Below are 3,653 nucleotides of genomic sequence, written 5' to 3' on the forward strand. Positions count from 1 at the left end.
GGTGTACTCGTTATCCAACGATATGACTTTGTGAGAAATATCACCAATATCAATATTATTCAATCAATTTTATAAAATCATATGCATTGTTGCTTGATAATTGTACGGGTGTTTGGGTTGCGTCGTTTCGAGTAAGGGAGTTTCAACAATGCTGAATGTCTCCAATAATCATGGAGAACAACGTATACGTTTATTATCCACATCTGACAATGGTTTATTATCGCACTTTCAACCCGGTAAAAACCGCATCTATACCCAGTTAATGCCGGGTGAATTTCATGCTCAATATACAGAAGTCAATCTTGATCACGTTCAGCTGTTCACCGAGAGCTTTAACTTAGGGGCGAGAATTCAAGCCAATCCAGATAAACGCTTTTTACCTTTTGCTGCCATTATTTCTAACGGAACTCTCGGCAGTTTCTATGGTTGCGACTTGCCTGATAAACCCTTCATTCAAGCAACCGGTGGAGAGTGGGATATACAGGTATTGAATCAACTTCAGTACGTATGTGCCGCCTTCGAAAGGGAACATTTTTATATTCAGTACCAACGTCTTACTGAGCAAGCTTTTCCTAAACAGTGGTTATCCAGTCGAGTCGCCAGTACGTCTGATAGTGCTTTAATCGCCTATCGTCTTGGCTTACAACGAATGATCTTACTGTTGCAGCAAAACCCGATGCTTCTTAACTATCCATCTATTTGTAAGTTGTTGGGCGATACGGCAATGAAACTGGTACTCGATGTGTTAACGCCCACTTTAGAAAGGCGTGAAGAATTAAAGCCGTTTTCAAAAAGGAACCTTGGTGTACGTCGAGTCATTGAGTTTCTTGATAGCAATGCACATCTACTACCAACAATTGCGGAGCTATGTCAGGTCGCGAATCTTAGCGAACGTAGTCTTCAATATGGCTTTCGCGAAATGCTTGGTGTCACCCCTATTCAATACTTGCGAATAGTGAGGCTTAATGGCGCCCATCGAGAACTCATCCGTGCGGATCATCAAGGTAATGTCAAAGTGGTCAACATTGCTCTCAAATGGGGCTTTCTTGAACTTGGCCGATTTGCTAAAGATTATTACCGTTTTTACAACCAACTCCCGTCACAAACTTTGAAGCAAGCACGTTAATTGTGTGTCTCAAATATGCAACTCCTCTATATTTGCGGATATTGCATATTAAGTGGTCGACATATTGATAGCATTTATGAGTTAAGGGCAGAACACCTACCCGTACTTAACTCATAAGGGATTGATATATGAACAAGAATGTAGTTGCTTTAGTGATATTGACGCTGTCGACTGGCGCAATCGCTAATGACTCCAAACCCGCCTCAAAGGCAACCATCGCGGCCAACCAAAAAGTATTACAAACCTTACCCTTTAACAACAAAGAAGACTTTGAGAATGCCCAGCGAGGTTTAATCGCTGTTCAGGACACTGTCACTGTTAAAAATGAAAATGGTGACGTTGTATGGGATTTAGAGTCCTATAAAAAGTACATCTCTTTGGACAAAGCCGCGCCAGATAGCGTGAACCCAAGTTTGTGGCGAAATGCGCAGCTGAATATGATCAATGGTTTGTTCAAGGTAACGGATGGCATTTACCAAGTTCGCGGTTATGACTTATCAAACATCACCTTTGTTGAAGGGAAAAAAGGTTGGATTGTATTTGATCCACTCATTTCTCAGGAAGTCGCAAAGGCGGCATTGGAGTTCGTCAACCAGGAGTTGGGTGAGCGACCAGTTACCGCAATCATCTATAGTCATAGCCATTTAGACCATTTTGGCGGTGTGCGTGGGATCGTCGATGAGAAAGATGTGAAAGCGGGTAAGGTTGAGATTATCGCGTCGCATGGATTCACCGAGCACGCGGTATCGGAAAATGTTATTGCCGGTAATGCGATGGGACGCCGCGCGATCTACATGTATGGCGCCTTATTACCTCGAAATGAGTTTGGTGGGGTGAATGGGGGTTTGGGCCAAACCACTTCTACAGGGTTAGCCACATTAATTGAGCCAACGGACTTCATCGAAAAAACAGGTGAAGAGAGAGTGGTGGATGGCGTTAAGTTGGTATTTCAGTACACACCGGGCACCGAAGCGCCGACTGAAATGAATACGTGGATTCCTGAGAAAAAAGCGCTGTGGATGGCAGAAAATACCACGAACACCATGCATAACATCCTGACTTTGCGTGGTGCTCAAGTGCGTGATGCGTTGAAGTGGTCGAGTTACTTGAATGAAACGATTGAGATGTGGGGTGATGAGGTTGAAGTTAAGTTCCAAAGCCACCACTGGCCAGTATGGGGACAACAAGACATCGTAGATTATTTTAAGAAACAAAGAGATATCTACAAGTTTACCCACGATCAATCTGTCCGTTTGATGAACCAAGGCTATACGGGCGAAGAGATTTCTGAATTAATCACGTTACCAAAATCGTTGGAAGAGAACTGGGCAACTCGTGGTTATTACGGCACGTTACGTCACAACAGCCGAGCGGTTTACCAACGCTATATGGGCTGGTACACAGGTAACCCTTCTGATCTGAACAATCTACCGCCAACAAATGCAGCCGTAAACTATGTTGATTATATGGGCGGTGAGCAAGCCGTGTTGGAAAAAGCCCAAGCCGATTTTGCCCAAGGAAATTATCGTTGGGTTGCTGAGGTACTAAAGCATGTTGTGTTCGCGAACCCTCAGTCTAAAAAGGGTAAAGCGTTACTAGCCGATACGTATGAGCAACTAGGATATCAAGCGGAGTCTGGGCCTTGGCGTTCGGTTTATTTGCAGGGAGCTTATGAACTTCGTAACGGTACTCCTGAATCTGGCGGGCTAACGACTGCGTCTCCAGACATTATTAAAAACATGCCTCCAGAAATGTTGTTTGACTACCTATCGGTACGAATCCTGCCAGAAAAAGCGGAAGGCAAGGACTTTTCTATCAACATAACGTTTACCGATTTGGAAGAAGCTTACACTTTGTCGATGGAAAACTCGGTGCTTAATTATTCTCGTGAGATAGAGACAAAACCGGATGTGAGCTTAATCTTGTCTAAGAAAACGTTGGATGATGTTCAATTGGGACAAGTGACGTTGGAGAGTGCGGTTGCGAACGGTGACTTGGTGATTGAGGGCGACTCTGAAGTGTTCAAGGAATTTATGGGCATGCTGGATAGCTTTAAGTTCTGGTTTAACATAGTGACGCCTTAAGCGATGAGAACGATAGCAATAGTCTTCACTATGTGCCTGTCGTTAAGTGCAGGCCCATTAAGGGCTTGCACATTTGACGGCGTGTTCACAAATCCTTTCACGGAAAGTTACCCTGGTGCGTTTGATGTGGCACTTGCCACGCACAAAGAAGTGAGTGAAGGGACTATTACGAAGCCGACCTTACGTGAGGGAATTCCCGGTTTGCAACAAACCAGCTGGTGGTTAAAGCTACTAGCGAAAGACCTGAACAATGAGTCGATGGATGATACTTACTTATATGTTATCGATAGTCACTTGTGGGCCAAGAAAAGAGCGGACAAGTTAGAAGTTCATGTAACCAAACCCAATCAAAAGAAGAGGGTCCTTATTTTATCTGCAGCTGCATTATCTAGTATTGTAACGGGGGAGATATCCTATCAAGATGCGTTGGAACTGGGCGTGGC

General features: G+C 44.1%; 3 protein-coding genes. All 3 read left to right on the forward strand.

The window, feature by feature from the left end; translation table 11 throughout:
* Positions 1-148 precede the first annotated feature (148 nt).
* Positions 149-1,126, forward strand: coding sequence for a helix-turn-helix domain-containing protein (locus AC4MRV_RS21615; protein ID WP_491189342.1), 978 nt, complete (start codon positions 149-151; stop codon positions 1,124-1,126).
* Between the two features lie 128 nt (positions 1,127-1,254).
* Positions 1,255-3,210: an alkyl/aryl-sulfatase gene (locus AC4MRV_RS21620; RefSeq protein WP_152470749.1), complete on the forward strand. Its 1,956-nt coding sequence runs from the start codon at positions 1,255-1,257 to the stop codon at positions 3,208-3,210.
* 81 nt (positions 3,211-3,291) lie between these two features.
* A partial coding sequence (locus tag AC4MRV_RS21625) for a hypothetical protein (RefSeq protein WP_491189343.1) occupies positions 3,292-3,653 on the forward strand: 362 nt, incomplete at its 3' end.

The organism is Vibrio sp. (genome assembly GCF_984391705.1).